The organism is Paenibacillus sp. J22R56, assembly GCF_056269375.1.
In genome coordinates, this window is record NZ_JBWDNV010000008.1 from 402,176 (window position 1) to 420,490 (window position 18,315).

Here is an 18,315-nt window from a genome sequence, read left to right on the forward strand (position 1 = left end):
CTCTAGCAAAAAATTATCTCAGCTTAACAGGCAGTCCCGTTCTCGCTGATTCATTAGCCGCCATGGTTACTCGATGAGTCTCCCATGCATCCTCATAGGTGGACAGAATTCTGCTGCTGTCTCCTGTTCTAACGGCATGAAGGAAGGCTTCATTTTCTCTCACGTATGGATTGTTCGATGTTTTGTACTCGGTCTTCTGGTCGGTTTCAATATCAACAAGAGCATCTCCCGTAATCTGAAGCACCCCTGTATTCGTATAGATCTGCAGACCTGCAGAACCACCGGCTGGAATCGCACACGTATTGCTGATTGTAGCAACCGCACCGCTCGCCAGCTTCATCGTCACTGTCCCTACATCAGGAGCTGTAACTCCTTCTTCCTTGCTTGACATGTACCGATCTCCGTAAGCTGCATAAACTTCATTCACGTCACCAAGCAAGTAGCGCATCAAATCCACAATATGTGTCGTCTGCTCAACAAACTGTCCACCGGAGGTCTCCATATTGCGCCACCAATATACACCTGGCATCGAGCCCATCCATTGTCCGAGTGCCATGAGTGGTGTCCGGTTAGCAAGAAGCTCCTTAGCATGATTGGTGCTGTCCATGTACCGGAAGTGATAGCCAACCGAAGTCAGCAGCCCTTTCTCCCTAACGGCCTGACGGATCCGATTTGGCGTAGCTTCATCAACACCAATCGGTTTTTCAACCAAGAATGGAATTCCCCGCTCCACAAGTGCAAGCTCAATCTCACCATGTGCAAAAGGAGGCGTACAAATATACACAGCATCCAGCTTGCTAGCCTCTAGCATAGCTTCAATAGAATCGAAACCACGTGCATCACGATAAGGCTTTGCCGCCGTTTCTGCCTTCTCAAGACTTGTCCCGCAGAACGCGCTGACGCTGATATCCTCCATCGCAGCAAGCTTTTCCGCATGCATCCGTCCAAACCAACCTGTACCTGCTATACCAATTCGAAGAGTCACTTAATCTACCACCTTACGTATGGGTTATTAATACTCCTCCCCATTGTTTACCTGCGGTCCGAAGGATGTCAAGTAAAACCCTGCTTAACCCCATCTAGACCACCGTAATGGTCCCATGGTACATATACATATCGCAGTCGAATTGATAGGTTCCCGGCTTAAGATCCTCTAAAGTTGTGAAATTATCACCCTTCTTCAAATAGACATCAAATCCCAAACCTTCTGAATCCACAGCTCTTATACAGGTCAGGCTGGTTGTTTTGATAAAGTTAATCTTTGTTGGAACTCCTGCCTTAATCTCCACATGATCAGGGTAGAAGCCATCTCCTTTTGCCTGAATAGTAACAACTTGATAACCGTCTAGCTCAGTTACTGCAGCAGGTGCTTCTACAGACGACTGGCCATTCGGATCATAAAATAAGACGAAGAATAAAACACATATAATAAATATGACTGAAATTAACCATGTTGTTTTCGATTTGATTATGCTTTTCATCATAAACTGTACCCCTTCCATGCCAACTACTTCAAAGTGTGACTAGGTTGATTATACACCTTATCATGTTATTAGTTTGGCCTGCCATATGGCTGTTCATTGAAGGAATGGTGAAAGTTTATTTACATTTATGAAAATAAAAAAGCTCGCTGATCAACAGCGAGCTTTAATTTTATTTATATATATGATTGCTCTTTCCTTACTCGACCGTTACCGATTTTGCAAGGTTACGCGGCTTATCAACGTCATGCTCAAGTGCAAGGGATGCATAGTACGAGATCAGCTGCAGCGGGATAACTGACAGAGCTGGTGACAGAAGTGGCAATGTCTTCGGAATCGCGAATAATTCGTCAACGGATTTAGCTACTTCAACTTCGTTGCCTGCGTTTACGATACCCAGTACATGAGCGCCGCGGGCCTTTACTTCTTTGATGTTACTCAGTGTTTTCTCATACAGCTCTTCTTGGGTTACCAAAGCAATAACCGGAATACCTTCCTCGATCAGAGCTAGTGTACCGTGCTTCAACTCACCTGCTGCATATGCTTCCGAGTGAATGTACGAGATTTCTTTCAGCTTCAGCGAGCCTTCTTGTGCGACTGCATAGTCGACACCGCGGCCGATAAAGAACAAGTTTTTATGATGAGAGATCGACTCAGCTACTTGCTTCAGCACTGGAGCATTCTCAAGGATGCTCTCCACTTGTTCAGGAAGCTCACCCAGCGCAGTGATAATACCAGCAACTGTTGCTTCGTCTTTCGTACCCAGAATGCCAGCAAGGTGCAGACCAAACAGGTAGAATGCAATCAGCTGCGAAGTGTAAGCTTTTGTCGATGCTACCGCGATTTCTGGACCTGCCCAAGTTACGAGCACATCATCCGCTTCACGAGCAACCGAGCTGCCTACAACGTTAGTGATTGCCAGAACACGAGCGCCATTACGTTTCGCTTCACGAAGCGCTGCAAGTGTATCTGCTGTTTCGCCCGATTGGCTAACAACGATAACCAGCGTATCAGGTGTAATGATTGGTGAGCGGTAACGATATTCCGATGCTACGTCCGTCTCAACCGGGATGCGTGCGAGCGATTCAATAACGGTTTTACCAACCATACCTGCATGGTAAGCCGTACCACAAGCAACGATATGCACTTTGCGAATCGACTTCACATAATCAGCTGTCATCGAAAGCTCAGTCAGGTTAACCGACTTGCCGTCATCCGCGATACGGCCAAGCATTGTATCACGATATGCCTTCGGCTGCTCGTGAATCTCTTTCAGCATAAAATGATCAAATCCGGCTTTCTCCGCTGTCACAAGATCCCAATCGACATGGTATATTTCCTTGGAAATAAATTCGCCCTCTGTCGTCATGAGTTCGACACCATCACGTGTCAATACAGCCATTTCGCCGTCGTTCAAGATGTACACATTTCGAGTATGCTCCAAAATTGCCGGAATATCCGAGCCAATGAAGTTCTCGCCTTCGCCAACGCCAATAACAAGCGGGCTTGCAAAACGAACTGCAACCAGACGCTCTGGTTCGAATTCTGTTAATACGCCAAGCGCAAATGCGCCGCGCATACGTTTTACAGCACGTTGTACTGCTTCGACAATGTTGCCATCATATTCGTCAGCAACCAGGTGCGAGATAACTTCAGTGTCAGTCTCCGACACAAAACGATGGCCTTTAATCGTTAATTCCTCTTTCAGATCCAGGTAGTTTTCGACAATGCCGTTATGCACGACCGAGAACTTCGCCGAGTTATCTGTATGAGGATGCGAGTTAACGTCAGATGGCTTACCATGAGTTGCCCAACGTGTATGACCGATACCAACCGAACCTTGCAGCGGCTCATCACGCAGCTTATCCTCAAGCACAGCCAGACGGCCTTTGGATTTCTTAATCTCCAGTCCGTTCGTTGTGAATACCGCAATACCAGCGGAGTCATAACCCCGGTATTCCAGCTTCTTCAACCCTTCGATCAAAATATCCTGAGAATCACGTTTACCAATATATCCTACAATACCACACATATAATAAAGACCTCCGTTTAATCGATAGTTGTCTCCCAACTATGAATACGGATGCCAGCCGATATGTGGCACAGGCGTATTACCCCTCTGCCCGTGCCAACCTATCAGGCGGCACCATAGACATACGGGAGCATGTTTAATTCCTCGAATGAATGCAAATAAATCAAAACAACAAGTGCAGCCTGCCGTACGTTTGTAAGATCGGTCGCCCAATCCCTTTGCGTATCGGCTTTCGGTTGGCTTTAATAACCGGAAGGTCCCCGCCGAATAATTCGAACACCTTCACCTCGTCAGCTTCCCGTATGATCCCTCATGCTCATAACTCCATAAGGCAAATCATCACGCAAGCTCTGGCGCTTATATTACTAGTTACAACCACTATCCTCGCTTTCCTGCTGGAATCATACTTTCTATCATATTCACTTTCGACTGGTTTCGCAACCTGAACTTTAGGCGCAGGACGAACAACTCCGGTAATTTCTCCTAATAATATCCGCCTTCTCGTCCAAAATGCCCAAGCCCCGCCATACATTTGCCCCAACTTTTGAAGCAAATAAAATCCCTTACATTACCTATATATTCAAATCGCCTAGCCGCAAATACAAAAGTCTCCACGGAATCGTGGAGACTTTTGTATTTGTCGGCAATTAGTCGGCAGTAGACTTAAACCCGCTAACCTTTAGCCTAATTGCTGTTTCACCACATCAACGATTCGAGCCACATAATCCTCAATCTGGTCTTTCTCTGGGCCTTCGGCCATAACACGGATCAGCGATTCTGTTCCGGATGGGCGAACGAGTACGCGGCCGTTATCGCCAAGCTCCTGCTCAACTTCCTCAACCGCTTTAACGATAGCCTCATTACCCGCATATAAGCTCTTATCCTCTACACGAACGTTCACCAGCACTTGCGGATATTTGCTCATCAGGTTTTTCAGATCACTCAGCTTGCGGCCCGAAGCTACCAGCGTATCAACCAGTTGTAGAGCCGTCAGAATACCATCACCTGTTGTATTGTAATCGAGGAAAATAACATGACCGGACTGTTCACCGCCAAGGTTATATCCGCCCTTACGCATTTCTTCCATCACGTAACGGTCTCCAACAGCCGTCTGAGCCGTTTGCAGACCAATACGCTGCGTTGCTTTGAAGAAACCAATGTTCGCCATTACAGTCGTTACAACGGTATCATTCTTGAGCTTGCCAGCCCGCTTCATCGCATCCCCGCAAATGCAAAGGATATAGTCGCCATCGACTTCATCGCCTTTGTCATCAATAGCAATCAGACGGTCAGCATCGCCATCGAACGAAAGACCCAGGTCTGCACCATGCGCTAACACTTGCTCACGCAAGTATTCCGGATGCGTCGAACCCACGCCAGCATTAATGTTGCGGCCGTCCGGCTCCGCTCCAACTGTAATAATCTCCGCACCAAGCTCGCGGAATACTTTTGGTGCCAGCTCGTATGCCGAGCCATGTGCACAGTCGAGTACGATCTTAAGGCCCTTGAAATCACCATTAATTGTCGTTTTCAAATAATCAAGGAAACGATATTTCGCATTATCATCATTCGTTACGGTACCGATCTCGCCGCCGATTGGACGAGGAAGTTCATCGACCTCAGCATCAATTAGACGCTCGATCTCAAGCTCTGTTTCATCAGACAGCTTGAAGCCGTCCCCGCCAAAGAACTTAATGCCGTTATCCTGAACCGGATTATGGGAAGCAGAAATCATAACACCTGCATCTGCTTTTAATTCACGTGTAATATAAGCAACTGCTGGAGTCGATACGACGCCAAGTCGAATAACGCTCGCACCAATCGACAGAAGACCTGCAATCAGCGCAGCCTCCAGCATTGGACCCGAGATCCGTGTGTCCAGACCGATAACTACCTTCGGCTTATCCGCCTGGCCTGTTAAGACATAACCGCCGCAACGGCCGATTTTATAAGCTAGCTCCGGAGTCAGCTCTAGATTAGCTACACCGCGCACGCCATCCGTACCAAAATATTTCCCCATATTTTCTCATGCCCCTTTTGTCGTTAAATCTGCTGCTGCAATGGCCTATTCCTAATCCTACTCGATCTGAGGCCGCTTTTGAACTACTTTTAACTACCGCTTTTCCCGCCTCCACTCACATTCCGTCATGGAGTAGTACTTGGTTCCTCAGCGGGATCTTCATCTGAATCAGGATCGGTACTAGAACCGGAATCAGTTCCCGTGCCTGAGCCAGTACCATTACCTGCACCCGTTCCTGTATTTGTATTCTTATCAGGAGGAGGGTCGGTTGCATTACCGGATGAATTTGAATCGGTAGGCTGGCCGCCAGCCGGAACATCCCCGGCTCCTTCCGAGTTGCTGTTGCTGTCGCTTGCTGCATTTTTATCCGTGATATCAAGCTTAATAGTTGGTTTTTCCTCTGCCAGATCAATAAATCGCGGCAGTTTAACAAGGAGCGGAACGGTTGTCGTTCCAACCTTGGCATCACTCAAATCCGCTGACAGCTTCACATCGTCGTTCTGCAGAGCTGCAAGCATATTAGGCGCACCACGAACCGTTATCGATACATGACCATTGTCAGGGTCCTTGAACGACGCCGTGAGTCCTTCCGGCAGATCGTTTAATTTAACGGTACGGTCAAGCGTTAACGTCTGGGAAGCCACTACCTTAACCTCTACATCAATTTCAGACGGTTCTACCATCTTCACGTCACCGACAGCTGTAACCTTCGCTTTCACAGTACCGGATTCCTTAATCTTCGATAGGTCGATGGTTACGCCGCCCGTGTAGGTTTCCATCGAATCCAGCAGCTTCTGATCACCGTACACGGCGACTTTATCGATATCCGCCTTCACCGAGCTGACACTTAAACCATCCGGCAGGCTTCCCGTAAATCCAAGCTGCAACGGCATTGTCTTCAGCGGCGGTGTGACTGGAACCTCAACTTCTACTGTGGAAGGACGAACAATTGCATGCTCCATCGCTTCCCCTTCGGTATCGTACACAATAACCTGTGCTTTCTTGTTCACAACTGACTTTTCTGCACCTTCGATATCAACGGTTGTACGAACTGCTCCTACAAGAGCCATCTCGTCCTTCGGCAGTGTAATGTTCACGATTGTACCTGATTTCACGGATGGAGTACCGGCAATATAACCATTCGCAGGTGTCCCTTCCGTTGCGACCCCAAGATCAAATGTCTTCGTCTCAATCTCTACAATATCCACCGTAATGGAACGTGGCGAACTTTCCACAAGGGTAATACCTTTAGGCAAATCATAAGTCAGCGGCACCACATGCTCACCAGCTGTAATATTGCTTAAGTCTGCATGTACAACATAATCCTCCTCATTCAGCGTCAACAGGCTTGCTTTCCGCCCTTCAACGACCAGCCGAACGACAGTAGGCTCTACTTTTACAAGTGCATATTTCGTTTCATCTAGATTTGTCGGAATAACCGAGGCCGCCTCAATGACTTTTGTATTCAAAGAGGAGGTCACGGTAGCCGGAGTCGATTCCGGATCAAAATGAACCATTGCCCACAAGAGCAGCGCAATCGCAACAGAAAGGATCTTGAGTATCGTCGGATGACTTAACCACTTATCCATCGCGGCCTCCTTTCCGCTTCCAGAACGAGAACGAGGATACGGTTGCTCGCTCCTTACTACTCGTCTGTTTTGGCGTCAGCTCTTCGAACAGCTTGGAGATCAGCGATTCTTCCTTAATATCACGAACAATCATCCCGTTAATAGCAAGGGAAACTTGTCCTGTTTCTTCCGATACAATAACAGCAACAGCATCACTAACTTCGCTGACCCCAATAGCAGCACGGTGACGGGTCCCAAGCTCTTTGCTGATAAATGGATTCTCCGAAAGCGGCAAATAACAGCCAGCGGCCATGATCTGATTACCCCGGATAATAACCGCCCCGTCATGCAGCGGTGTATTAGGTGTAAAAATGTTCATGATCAGCTCGGACGTAATCCGTGACTCCATCTGAATCCCGGATTCAATCAGCTCGGTTACTCCTGTAGTTCGTTCAAAGACGATCAATGCCCCGATGCTTCGCTGAGCCATATGCTGAACAGCCTTCATGACACTTTCAATCTGTTCGGCAACAATATCGCGCTCCAGCGTTGAGGTACGAGCAAACAGCTTGCCGCGACCCAATTGCTCCAGCGCACGACGAAGCTCCGGTTGGAAAATAATAAGTACCGCCAAGACGCCAAATGTGAACATCTGATTCATCAGCCACTTCAGCGTATAGAGATTAAACCAGGTGCTGATCGCCCAGGTGCCGACCAAGACCAATATCCCCTTAAGCAATTGAACTGCCCTTGTGCCACGCACGAGCAAAATCAATTTATAAATAATATAGCTAACGATGCCAATATCAATAATGTCCTTAATCCAGCCATTCCAAGTCAAATCATTGAAATAATTCACAGATCAACCCCCAAACTGCCGACGACAATTATCTTTAAAATATAAGAATGTATATGATCTTTCTATTCTGTGCTTATATTTCATCCGCGAAACGTATGCCGCTATTTATAATAACGGTTCCGCCGTTTACACTTTATCTGGTCTTAACTTTATTGTTTTCTAGAATTGCACTTGGAAACCCTTTTTTTCAGAAAAAAATAACTGCCTCTCTGCAAGAGAGGCAGTTCGTCCTAAGAAGCCAATCCGCTGAACGTTTCCGTCACTTTGTACCAGAACCAGTCTAGCGCCTGATCAATGGTCCGGCTTTGTCCTGTAATGTAACCAGTCGATGCAAGATTCAGATTGCCGTCGATGACCGTTACATTGCCATCCACTTCACCTTTCACATCGGCAGTTCCATTCTCAATAACCAAATTACCCTTCACGTGGGCACCTTCAGGAACCGTGACCGTATTTCCGTTAATGACAACCTGCTGCAGATCTTCACCGGATACAATCAGCTTTGAATCCTGATCCCACATCGAGGTGAAGCTTCCAAGCATAACAAGCACGAACAAAGCAGCAGCTGTAAGGCCCGGATACTTATAAATGTACCGCAGCAAGCCACGACGCTCTTTCGATTTTGCTGGCTTAGGCAGCTCAGCCATAATACGATTGGTCAAAGCTGATTTATCATAATCGGGAATGGAAACGGTATGCTCTAACGTGCTCAGCATCATCGCTTCCGTCTTCTCCAGCTGTTCAAAGCGGGCTAGGCAAGCGGGACATGAGCTCAAATGAGTCTGTAATTCTCGTGCATCTTCACGCGGCAGATCGCCGTCTAAATAATCATGCATCCATACGCCCGCGACGTTGCAATTCATAGCAGCCAGTCCTTTCTTTCGTTTGCTCGCATAAGCTCTCCTCATTTATAGAGTACGTACAGCTCGCACATGATGTTTCACTTTTTTGCGAAAATTGAACTACAGTTTATGCTCGAGTTTTTTTCGTAAAAACTCCCTGCCTCGGTGAACACGAGTCTTAATCGTCGTTACCGGCATATCGAGTACATCGCTGATCTCCTGCAGAGACATCTCCTGAATATATCGAAGCATCATAATCGTCTTATACTTCGGAGGCAGCGAGTCAATCGATTCATGAATAATACGCTGGGTCTCTGTAAGTAAGAGCTCTGACTCTGGCGTACGGTTATCGCTTGGAATCATGGAGTAGCCATCAAGCCCCTCATGATCTGTTGATTCCGCATCCAGAGAGTACGAAGGCTTCCGTTTCCTAAGCCGATCGATACATAAGTTTGTCGCAATCCGGTAAATCCACGTGGAGAATTTAAGCGATTCGTCATATCGCTCCAGATTTTTATAGACCCGCAGGAAGGTTTCCTGAACGACGTCCTCCGCCTCTTGGCGGTTATATAACATTCGGTAGGCCATATGGAACAGCTTATCCTGATACAGTCCTACAAGCTCAGCAAATGCCCGCTGGTCGCCTTTAAGTGCTAATCGAGCTAGGCGGGCTTCCAATACATTCACTATTCATCCTCCCAAAAAGAATTATCACATGATTTTTGTGATAATTCTTACTTCGTAAGCATGGTTCAGTCACATGATTTTTGTGATAATTCTTACTTCGTAAGCATGGTTCAGTCACATGATTTTTGTGATAATTCTTACTTCGTAAGCATGGTTCAGTCACATGATTTTTATGATAATTCTTACTTCGTAAGCATGGTACAGTCACGTGATTTTCGTGATAATTCTTACTTCGTAAGCATGGTTCTACGTTTGAATGGTTGACTGACGTAAGCGTGAACCATACTCAGCTAGCACAATGCCGCCTAGAATAAGCACGATGCCGCCAATACCGCCAAGCGATATCGGTTCGCCTAGAATCAGCCAGGCACTAACGACCGCGAAAGGCAGCTCCATCGATCCAAGCATGGACGCAAGCCCGCTTCCGATTCTCGGAATACCGGCTGTAAAAAAGACCGTCGGCAGAACCTGTCCGATTAGTCCAAGCGCAATTCCCCAGCCGATAAGGCCCCATTCTCCTTCAAGGCCGCCATCAAACGCCTTATATCCATACATAATTGCAATAACAACAAAGCCAAATGACATCATAATTGCAGATTTATAAACGGGATCATAACCCGGCGCCACTCTGCCTGTCAGGAGCAGGAATAAGCTATAAGTTACCGCAGAGCCAAGGCCAAACCATACACCTGCCCAATCCATATCGGTGAGCTTATTCTCAAACAGTCCGGCCGCGAGCACCGTCCCTGCCATCGCCATCACAATCGCTGCCCATTGCCATTTCGTGGGCCATTTACGTTTCCACAAACTTTCTAGCAAAATCGTAATCCACATGAACTGAAAAAGCAAGACAATTGAGAAAGAAGCATCGAGTCTCTCCAAAGTCTGATTATATAAGACAGTCGTCATACTTAATCCAAAAATACCGGTAAAAGCTAAAGCCCCCCAGTGCTTCCAGCTGAAAGCGAGCTTACTCCATGCTCCTGGTCTTATGAGGACCAGCAGCCAAAGTAATATCGCACCGGCCCCTACTTGATGAACTGTAATTTGCTGAAAGGTATAAGCTTTCTCATAAGCGAGCTTTAGAACGGATGACATAATTCCGTAGCAAGCCGCAGCTATAAGGACCATAACAACCGCTGTCCAATAGCCAGATGATCTTTCCATACTACAAAAATCCTCCATTCACACCTGGTCTATTATATCGGTTCTGTCCTTATATAGCAAAGCGGAAAGGCACGTCAGTCCTCTTCGATTCTGCCCTTATTATAGAAGAAGCGGAGAGGCCCGCATGCCTCTCCGCTTTAGATAATTTATCAAATAATGGCTTTATACATTATGACCAACTAGCTGTTTAAGTGTCTCTTGAATCGTACTTGTCGGAATAGCGAAACCAATACCTTGCGCCTCAGAATTCACAGCAGTGTTGATACCAATCACTTGGCCACTTGCATTCAGCAGCGGACCACCGGAGTTACCTGGATTAATCGAAGCGTCCGTTTGCAGCAAATGCTCATACACATGATCGCCGTCTTCGTCACTGATTGTGATTGGACGCTCCTTCGCGCTTAGTACCCCAACCGTCATGGTATGATCGAAGCCATATGGGTTACCAATTGCGATCACCCAGTCGCCAATAGCCGTTTGATTCGAGTCACCGATTGCGAGTGTCGGGAATGCCTCTGTTCCACTGATTTTGAGAACGGCCAAATCCTGATCCGCATTCTCCCCTACTACCTCTGCAATGAACGGCTCATCATAGCCTTCTACTTGAACCTTCACCTGCGACGCATCTGCGACAACATGCTGGTTAGTTAGGATATAGCCTGATGATTCGAAAAAGAACCCTGTGCCCGTTCCTGCCAGTTCAAGCTGTGAGCTGTCTGTCGAACCAGACTGACCACTGTCCTCTTGTGTCTGCGGCATCTCTCCAAATCCTTGGAATCCGCCTCTTCCTCCATAACCTCTGCCGTTGCTTTGCACCGGCTGCGTGTAGTTCTCAATCTTTACTACTGCTGGAGATGCTGCTTTATAGACATCTGCGATAGTTGCATCAACACTAACTGATGCTGTTGTTACACCGGCTGCTTGCTGCGCCGAGTTACTTGCGGTCGTTGTTGCTACTGTGGAAGCTTGCTCGTTACCAGTGAACAAGTTTGTCCGGTCCGATGCATACATGAAACCACTGATGACCACGGCGCCAACTAGAAAAGCGGCCACCATCGCTTTTGCCTGCGACTTCTTCTTGCCTGGTTTCTTGCTTCCCCATCCTGAATTCCCTAGTTCCCCGCCTTCATCTGTCATCTTCATTAGCTGATTCTCGTAGGCTGTCCGAAGACTAGATGCAGAACGATTTGGTCCGTAAGTATAAGTGTAAGGTTTATGTTCCGCTGTGGATTCCGGCTTATCTGTATCATTTACGTTATTGTGGTTATTTTCATATTCATTGTTCATCTTTATCGCTCCTTTTCATTACGACCGCGATTTGCGATTCATGTCCCTTGCTTGATTCCTATCATGAGGCATGTACCTTAAATCAAACTTAAGTGAATTTAAAAGGAGGATAAAGAAATAGACAAATACACAAAAAACCGGACATTCGACTGTAATAAGCCAAATGTCCGGTTTTATCCATATTTCTATTAGCCTGTATTTCTCAGACCAGCTGCAATTCCGTTAATCGTAAGAAGAACTTCACGGAGCAGTTCAGGATCATCTTCATCCTTCGCACGAAGCTCTCTCAGCTCTGTGAGGAGCTGAACTTGCATGTAGCTGAGTGGATCAACGTACGGATTACGCAGACGAATCGATTCTTGGATGACTGGTACGTTATCCAGAATCTCATCTTGTCCTGTAATGCTCAGAATCATATCCGAAGTCAGCTTATACTCGTTCTCGATTTGAGTAAAGATACGGTCACGAATCGTGCTATCGGAGATCATATCCGCATATTCCTTCGCAATCGTCAAATCTGCTTTAGCAAGTGCCATTTGCAGGTTGTCGATCAGCGAACGGAAGAACGGGAATTTCTCATACATCGTCTTCAGTGTTGTCAGACGCTGTTCATCATCACCCGTGTACTGCTTAAGCGCAGTACCCGCTGCATACCATGCAGGCAGCAAGTAACGGCTTTGCGTCCAAGCGAATACCCAAGGAATCGCACGCAGATCCTCAAAGCGATCGCTGTTCTTCCGTTTCGAAGGACGGGAACCAATGTTCAGTTCGCCTACCTCAGGAAGTGGAGTCGACTCTTTGAAGTAAGTCAGGAAGTCTGGATCGCGGAAGATCAGATCCTGGTACTTGTTCAATGCAGTCTCGGAGATGGAACGTGAAATCTCTTCCCACTCTTTCAACACGGCATCATCCTGAGCTTGTGGATATTTCGCAAGACGTGCCGCTGTAATAAGCGCCCATGATGCTTGCTCAAGACTGCGGTATGCAATGCCCTGCATCGAGTAACGCGAAGACAATACTTCGCCTTGCTCTGTAATCTTAATGCCGCCGCCAACGGTATGTGGAGGCTGTGCAAGAATACTGCGGTTAAGCGGCATGCCGCCACGGCCGAGTGCACCGCCGCGTCCATGGAAGAACTTCAGCTTAACGCCGTGTTCACCAGCAGTTGCTGTAATATCATTCAGGGCTACGCGCAGTTCCCAGTTCGCCGTTACCGCGCCGCCGTCTTTGTTACTATCGGAGTAACCAAGCATGATTTCATGCAGGTCGCCTCTTGCTGCTACGGCTTGACGATAGATTGGCAGTTCGAAGAGCAGCTTCATGATACCAGGAGCAGCATGCAGGTCATCAATTGTCTCGAAGAGAGGTACCGATTGCAGTGTACAGCGAACGCTGCCGTCTGCTTCTTTACGGAATAATCCTACCTCTTTCGCGAATACCATAACCTCCAGCATGTCGCTTGCACCTTGCGTCATACTAATCAGATAAGTCGAAATACATTCTGGTCCAAACTCCTGCTGTGCTTTGTAGACCGTTTGATATACGTCCAGGCACTCACGAGTCGATGGAGAATAATCCAGATGCGACGAAGTAAGTGGACGAGGGTCCTCCAGCAATTTGCTGAGAAGAGCAATCTTCTCTTCTTCGGAAAGCGAGCCGTAGTTCGCTACAACATTCATCTTCGCCAAAATTTCCGACATCGCATTCTCATGCTCTTGGCTATGCTGGCGGATATCCAAAGCAAGCATATGGAATCCAAACAGCTCAACTTGACGGACAAGCTTACCGATATGTGTATCGGCTACGTAATCTGCAAAATGGCCGCGTAAGCTGCGGTCGATGATATGCAGTTCATCAAGCAGTTCGCTTGCACTGTTGTAACGCATAGCAGAGCCTTTGAGGGACTCATCACGAGTGTTAGCCAGCTTCTCAAGCATAAAGCCGAGCTTAATGCGGTATGGCTCTTTCGCATTACGCCACAGGTCGATACATTTCAGTTCGACATGCTCACGATCTTTCTTGATGGAGCTAATCAGCTCTTCCGATACCTCAACAAGGTTTGTGCTGAAGCTCAGAATGCTGACAAGCTCATGTAATTTCTCTTCGTATTTCTTAATAGCAAGCTGGCGGTTAAGCGTCAGCGTCTCCCATGTTACCTTCGCAGTTACCGACGGGTTACCGTCGCGGTCTCCGCCGATCCATGAGCCGAAGCGCAGATAGCTTGGTACATGCCATTTCTCGCCTGGATAGTATTTAGTAAGATTGCGTTCCAGTTCTTCATATACGTTAGGAAGCACTTCGAACAATGTCTCGTCGAAATAATACAAGCCATTGCGTACTTCATCAATAACAGTTGGCTTACGGTCACGAAGCTCATCAGTTTGCCATAGAATAAGCACTTCATTCAGCAGCTTGTCCCGAAGAATCTCGCGTTCACGGTAAGTCAGAGTCGGATTATCAAGTTCCATTACATCTTCAGCAATCCGCTTATGAATATCAAGCACGGCACGACGCGTCGCTTCCGTTGGATGCGCAGTCATAACGAGCTCTAGTGAAATATTGCTCAAGATCTCTTGAACACCTTCAATATCGATATTACGCTCTTTCAAATCCGAAATAGCGCTCTCGATGGAACCGCGTTGTACACTTTCCCCAGCCGAACGCTCATAATCACGTTTGCGGCGAATACGATGATTCTGCTCTGCAATGTTGACCAATTGGAAATAGATCGCAAAGGCACGGATCACCTGATGGCGAATTTCCGGGCTTAACGATGAAACCGTCGTCTTAAACTGTTCAAAAAGCTCAGGCACAAATTCTGCGCGCAAGGCTTTACTTGTTTCACGAATTTGTTCAACAATATCCAGCAGCTCACGGCCACCTTGATGGACGAGCACTTCCCCGAGTATGTTGCCTAGGAAACGGACGTCTCTGCGCAGCAAATTGTTAGCCTGCGGCCGGTGTTGTGCCGATAAAGTCGATGTTACTTGGTCCGACATACTGATCCTCCTGTACTTTAACGCATTTTCATCTTCTTTTCATCATACTACAAAATGACGCTCGGTTGAAGCCCGAAGCGCCCACTTTCTTTTTAGAACGCAGGAAAGGCAGCCCCCGCAAGGGCTGCCAATGTTAGGATATAAAATATAAAAACTCCTTCCGAAGAAGGAGATTGTTTGAAAATCTGGAGCGGGTGATGGGAATCGAACCCACGCTATTAGCTTGGAAGGCTAAAGTTCTACCATTGAACTACACCCGCGTATAAATGGTCGGGATGACACGATTTGAACATGCGACCCCCTGGTCCCAAACCAGGTGCTCTACCAAGCTGAGCTACATCCCGACAAGTATAAGTAAGTATTTAAGAAAAATTGGCGCGGCCTAAGAGATTCGAACTCCTGACCTTTTGATTCGTAGTCAAACGCTCTATCCAGCTGAGCTAAGGCCGCACAATATGGAGCGGAAGACGGGAATCGAACCCGCGACCCTCGCCTTGGCAAGGCGATGCTCTACCGCTGAGCCACTTCCGCATGTTACTTTCGCTGTCGTCCGTTTTGTTTATCATCGCGGCGACAAGTAATAATATATCACCTTCAAAAACAAAATGCAACTGTTTTATAAAAGTTTTTTTAAGATTATTTTAGAGGACCTAGAAAAGTAAAAGCCGTGCTTACTTAGCACGGCTTTTTAAAGCTAATCATTATGCCCCTGCTGCAGTCAGAATACGTTCAGGCTGTGCTGTTACCAACACTTTATCAGCAGCCGGTTCACCAGCCAATGCATAAGGTAAGCATAAAGGTACACCAGTACGCGGGTCCGGTACAATGTCTGCCTCGATGTTGAACACCTCACGTAAAATATCCGGTGTCATAACTTCGGCTGGCGTACCTTCACCTACAACTGTACCCTTCTTAATCGCAACCATATGGTGAGCGTAACGAGAAGCATGGTTCAAATCATGCACAACCATGACAACCGTACGATTATTCATCTCATTAAGCTTCTGCAGCAAATGCAGAACTTCAAGCTGATGGGCCATATCCAAGAACGTTGTTGGCTCATCAAGGAACAATATATCTGTCTCTTGCGCGAGAGCCATCGCAATCCATGCACGTTGACGTTGGCCGCCCGATAATTGATCTACTGGACGATCTGTAAATTCACCCATCCCGGTAGCTTCAATTGCCCATTGAATAATGCGGCGGTCTTCCTTGGTCAGCGAGCCAAAGCCCTTCTGATAGGGAAAACGTCCATAAGATACGAGCTCTGCAACGGTAAGACCGTCTGGGGCCGTCGGATTTTGCGGCAAAATAGCCAGCTGCTTCGCCACTTCCTTCGTTGACTGCTTATGAATTGATCTACCGTCCAGCAGTACACTGCCTCCTGATGGATGCATCAAACGCGCCATCGTCTTCAGGATGGTCGATTTGCCCGATCCATTGGATCCTACAAGGGCTGTAATCTTACCTTGAGGAATAGCAATATTTAAATTTTGAACGATGAGACGATCATCATAAGCAATGTCGAGATTCGAAGTCGTAAGACGAATCATGTGACCTGCACGCTCCTTCCGATGCCGTAAAGCGGCCCGTTTCAGTTATTATGCGCTAACTGCGCATCCGTGATAACAATTATCAATTAACTAGGTATAATGATAATCGTTCTCAGATGAGATGTCAATGACAGAAATGTGATACTTGTCCACATGCATTGACAGTCAGTTTTCGGTTCACGATAGGCACATAAACTTATTCGAGCTCGAATCCTTGCTTCTGTAGGAAGGAGCGCATATGCATACGTACTGGCCCTGCCTTGGCTGCCATAGCCTGCGACCAGGTTGTGCCTGCCTTTCCATTTGACCTAGCCTTCATATAATTGCTCATCGTCTCGTCATAAGCATCAATATTTGAATCTATAGTACTCGTATTATAGCTATTCTCGTAATAAACAGCTGAAAGTGGCAACCGTGGTCGATCAAGCGGAGATTGATCTGGAACACCAATACACATGCCAAACACCGGATACACATGCTGAGGAAGCTCTAAGAGCTCAGATATTTGTTCTGGTTGATTACGTATGCCGCCAATATACACGATACCGAGCCCAAGTGACTCCGCGGCAACAGCAGCATTCTGAGCGGCCAGAGCAGCATCTACTGTTCCAATAATGAAGTTTTCTGTTGTACTAAGTATTTCCCCATCATAATGCCGCTTAGCCGCTTGTTCCCAGCGGTATAGATCCGCACACCAGACGAGGAAAACAGAACTCTCTTCTATATAAGCTTGATTGCCTGCAAGCTTTGCCAGCTCACTGCGAAGTTCCTTATCAGTAATACCAATAACCGAATATGCCTGCATATTGCTTGAGGTCGACGCCTGTTGTGCTGCCGTTAATATCGCATCCAATTGTTCAGCAGTAACCGGATCCTTCGTGAACTTCCGAATGGAGCGATGCTGCTTCAGTAAACCTATCATTTCATTCATCATTATTCTCCCTCATTCCTTAAGTCGTATGGCTACAATGTAGCACAAAAAAACCTTCAGGACATCTCCTGAAGGTTGAGTGTTAAGTATGGTGCGCGTAGAGGGACTTGAACCCCCACGGTTGCCCGCCAGATCCTAAGTCTGGTGCGTCTGCCAATTCCGCCATACGCGCATGGGTGAAACTTATTAAGAAAAGTGAGCCATGAAGGACTCGAACCTTCGACACCCTGATTAAAAGTCAGGTGCTCTACCAACTGAGCTAATGGCTCGTAATAAATGGCTGGGGATCAAGGATTCGAACCTTGGAATGACGGAGTCAAAGTCCGTTGCCTTACCGCTTGGCTAATCCCCAAAGCTGTAATGGTGGAGGCTGAGGGGATCGAACCCCCGACCCTCTGCTTGTAAGGCAGATGCTCTCCCAGCTGAGCTAAGCCTCCACAGGCAATTTACTTCCACCAACACAAAAGAAATTATGGTGACCCGTAGGGGACTCGAACCCCTGTTACCTCCGTGAAAGGGAGGTGTCTTAACCACTTGACCAACGGGCCTTACAAAAACTTCTACTGGAGCTCTCAACCGGGATCGAACCGGTGACCTCATCCTTACCATGGATGCACTCTACCTACTGAGCTATGAGAGCAAATGGCTCCCCGAACAGGACTCGAACCTGTGACAACTCGATTAACAGTCGAGTGCTCTACCAACTGAGCTATCAGGGAATACATTCAAAGCTTGAGCCTTGAAAACTGGATGCGAAAGTTTAAAACTCCTTAAGTCTTTTTAGGATAAGCCCTCGACCGATTAGTATTCGTCAGCTCCACACATTGCTGTGCTTCCACCCCGAACCTATCAACCTCGTCGTCTTCAAGGGGTCTTACTAATTGGGAAA

General features: G+C 47.1%; 13 protein-coding genes, 11 tRNA genes and 1 rRNA gene. All 25 read right to left on the bottom strand.

Annotation, left to right across the window (positions count from 1 at the left end; genetic code table 11):
• Nucleotides 1–13 precede the first annotated feature (13 nt).
• On the bottom strand, nt 14–985 hold the full coding sequence (locus AC0YNT_RS20925; protein ID WP_475806373.1) for a Gfo/Idh/MocA family protein: 972 nt from the start codon (nt 983–985) through the stop codon (nt 14–16).
• Nucleotides 986–1,079: 94 nt separating this feature from the next.
• The gene (locus tag AC0YNT_RS20930; RefSeq protein WP_475806374.1) at nt 1,080–1,484 is read right to left on the bottom strand and encodes a cupredoxin domain-containing protein; all 405 of its coding nucleotides are present in this window, start codon (nt 1,482–1,484) and stop codon (nt 1,080–1,082) included.
• Nucleotides 1,485–1,680: 196 nt separating this feature from the next.
• A complete protein-coding gene (glmS, locus tag AC0YNT_RS20935) occupies nt 1,681–3,513 on the bottom strand; it encodes a glutamine--fructose-6-phosphate transaminase (isomerizing) (protein ID WP_475806375.1) in 1,833 nt (610 codons plus the stop codon).
• A gap of 679 nt (nt 3,514–4,192) precedes the next feature.
• Entirely contained in the window at nt 4,193–5,533 is a 1,341-nt protein-coding gene (gene glmM, locus AC0YNT_RS20940; RefSeq protein ID WP_475806376.1) for a phosphoglucosamine mutase, read from the bottom strand.
• A gap of 125 nt (nt 5,534–5,658) precedes the next feature.
• Complete coding sequence (locus AC0YNT_RS20945; RefSeq protein WP_475806377.1) at nt 5,659–7,122, bottom strand: CdaR family protein; 1,464 nt, start codon at nt 7,120–7,122, stop codon at nt 5,659–5,661.
• Nucleotides 7,115–7,960, bottom strand: coding sequence for a diadenylate cyclase CdaA (gene cdaA / locus AC0YNT_RS20950; RefSeq protein ID WP_167278958.1), 846 nt, complete (start codon nt 7,958–7,960; stop codon nt 7,115–7,117). Before cdaA ends, AC0YNT_RS20945 begins: the two co-directional genes overlap by 8 nt.
• 230 nt (nt 7,961–8,190) lie before the next feature.
• Complete coding sequence (locus AC0YNT_RS20955; RefSeq protein ID WP_167278957.1) at nt 8,191–8,823, bottom strand: zf-HC2 domain-containing protein; 633 nt, start codon at nt 8,821–8,823, stop codon at nt 8,191–8,193.
• A gap of 99 nt (nt 8,824–8,922) precedes the next feature.
• Nucleotides 8,923–9,489 carry an RNA polymerase sigma factor SigW gene (gene sigW / locus AC0YNT_RS20960; protein ID WP_167278956.1) on the bottom strand — a complete coding sequence of 189 codons (567 nt, stop codon included), beginning with the start codon at nt 9,487–9,489 and terminating at the stop codon, nt 8,923–8,925.
• A 246-nt stretch (nt 9,490–9,735) separates the two neighbouring features.
• Nucleotides 9,736–10,656, bottom strand: a complete 921-nt coding sequence (locus tag AC0YNT_RS20965; protein WP_475806378.1) for an EamA family transporter — start codon at nt 10,654–10,656, stop codon at nt 9,736–9,738.
• Nucleotides 10,657–10,818: 162 nt separating this feature from the next.
• The gene (locus AC0YNT_RS20970) at nt 10,819–11,943 is read right to left on the bottom strand and encodes a S1C family serine protease (protein ID WP_475806379.1); all 1,125 of its coding nucleotides are present in this window, start codon (nt 11,941–11,943) and stop codon (nt 10,819–10,821) included.
• A gap of 188 nt (nt 11,944–12,131) precedes the next feature.
• Entirely contained in the window at nt 12,132–14,942 is a 2,811-nt protein-coding gene (gene ppc, locus AC0YNT_RS20975) for a phosphoenolpyruvate carboxylase (RefSeq protein ID WP_475806380.1), read from the bottom strand.
• Nucleotides 14,943–15,128: 186 nt separating this feature from the next.
• Nucleotides 15,129–15,202, bottom strand: a tRNA-Gly gene (locus tag AC0YNT_RS20980).
• A 7-nt stretch (nt 15,203–15,209) separates the two neighbouring features.
• Nucleotides 15,210–15,286 (bottom strand) — tRNA-Pro (locus AC0YNT_RS20985).
• A gap of 29 nt (nt 15,287–15,315) precedes the next feature.
• Nucleotides 15,316–15,392, bottom strand: a tRNA-Arg gene (locus tag AC0YNT_RS20990).
• Between the two features lie 6 nt (nt 15,393–15,398).
• A tRNA-Gly gene (locus AC0YNT_RS20995) sits at nt 15,399–15,473 on the bottom strand.
• Nucleotides 15,474–15,643: 170 nt separating this feature from the next.
• The gene (locus tag AC0YNT_RS21000) at nt 15,644–16,495 is read right to left on the bottom strand and encodes an ABC transporter ATP-binding protein (protein ID WP_475806381.1); all 852 of its coding nucleotides are present in this window, start codon (nt 16,493–16,495) and stop codon (nt 15,644–15,646) included.
• A gap of 196 nt (nt 16,496–16,691) precedes the next feature.
• Nucleotides 16,692–17,426, bottom strand: a complete 735-nt coding sequence (gene nfsA / locus AC0YNT_RS21005) for an oxygen-insensitive NADPH nitroreductase (RefSeq protein ID WP_475806402.1) — start codon at nt 17,424–17,426, stop codon at nt 16,692–16,694.
• A gap of 89 nt (nt 17,427–17,515) precedes the next feature.
• Nucleotides 17,516–17,598 (bottom strand) — tRNA-Leu (locus AC0YNT_RS21010).
• A 24-nt stretch (nt 17,599–17,622) separates the two neighbouring features.
• Nucleotides 17,623–17,695, bottom strand: a tRNA-Lys gene (locus tag AC0YNT_RS21015).
• Between the two features lie 8 nt (nt 17,696–17,703).
• Nucleotides 17,704–17,778: transfer RNA gene (locus AC0YNT_RS21020), tRNA-Gln, on the bottom strand.
• A gap of 9 nt (nt 17,779–17,787) precedes the next feature.
• Nucleotides 17,788–17,863, bottom strand: a tRNA-Val gene (locus tag AC0YNT_RS21025).
• A gap of 36 nt (nt 17,864–17,899) precedes the next feature.
• Nucleotides 17,900–17,974: transfer RNA gene (locus tag AC0YNT_RS21030), tRNA-Glu, on the bottom strand.
• Between the two features lie 16 nt (nt 17,975–17,990).
• Nucleotides 17,991–18,066 (bottom strand) — tRNA-Thr (locus AC0YNT_RS21035).
• A 3-nt stretch (nt 18,067–18,069) separates the two neighbouring features.
• A tRNA-Asn gene (locus AC0YNT_RS21040) sits at nt 18,070–18,145 on the bottom strand.
• 62 nt (nt 18,146–18,207) lie between these two features.
• Nucleotides 18,208–18,315: ribosomal RNA gene (locus AC0YNT_RS21045) — 23S ribosomal RNA — on the bottom strand; the annotation flags it as partial.